Genomic DNA, 867 nt, shown 5'->3' on the forward strand with positions numbered 1-867 from the left:
AGACCGTGTCCTATGTGGCTACGTGGTCGTTGATGTGTCATGGGGAGTTCGGGGTGGGGCTGGATCGTTCCTGACGGGTTGTGGGAGATCGTGGAGCCGTTGCTGCCGCCGGCGAAGGTGCGTCCGCAGGGCGGCGGGACGGCGAATATCGACGACGAGGCGGTGTTCGCCGCGATCGTGTTCGTGTTGACGACCGGGTGTGCGTGGCGGCATCTGCCGCCGTGTTTCGGGGCGTCGAAGTCGACCGTGCACCGGCGATTCACGATCTGGTCGGACGCCGGGTTGTGGGGTCGGCTGCACCGCAGGCTGCGCGAACTCCTTGCGGACGCCGGGCTGGTGGACTTGTCGCGGGTCCTGGTCGACACCGCGCACGTCCGCGCGAAAAAGGGGGCGGACTCACAGGTCCGAGCCCCGTCGACCGCGCCAAGCCGGGCTCCAAGCTGCACGTCCTGTCCGACCGGGCCGGACTGCCGCTCGTCGTCGGTGTCTCAGCTGGCAACTGCCATGACAGTAACGGCCTGAAGCCGCTGGTCGAAGCGCTCCTGGCCAAGCACGACCCGCACCGCGGACGACCGTGGAAACCCGGAAAAATGCATGCGGACAAGGCCTACGACAACCCTCCGCTGCGACGCTGGCTGCGCGGCAGGCGGATCGGCGTGCGGATCGCCCGCAAAGGCGTCGACACCTCCGGACGACTCGGCCGACACCGCTGGGTCATCGAACGCACCATGTCCTGGCTGACCGGTTACCGCCGCCTCACCATCCGCTACGAACGCAGATCCGACCTCTTCCTCGCCTTCACCACCCTCGCCGCAGCACTCATCTGCTTCAAACGACTCCGCAGCCACACCACATAGGACACGGTCT

At 67.0% G+C, this 867-nt stretch carries 1 protein-coding gene; it reads left to right on the plus strand.

The genetic code is table 11. The annotated features are described in order from the left end of the window. Nucleotides 1–39 precede the first annotated feature (39 nt). Nucleotides 40–857 (plus strand): IS5 family transposase gene (locus ABEA93_RS42030; RefSeq protein ID WP_345681297.1). Its coding sequence is split into 2 segments (ribosomal slippage): nt 40–397 and nt 397–857, totalling 819 coding nucleotides; the frame shifts between segments, so codons are not numbered across the junction. Nucleotides 858–867 lie beyond the last annotated feature (10 nt).

The sequence above is a fragment of the Yinghuangia aomiensis genome (genome assembly GCF_039542225.1).
GTDB lineage: Bacteria > Actinomycetota > Actinomycetes > Streptomycetales > Streptomycetaceae > Yinghuangia > Yinghuangia aomiensis.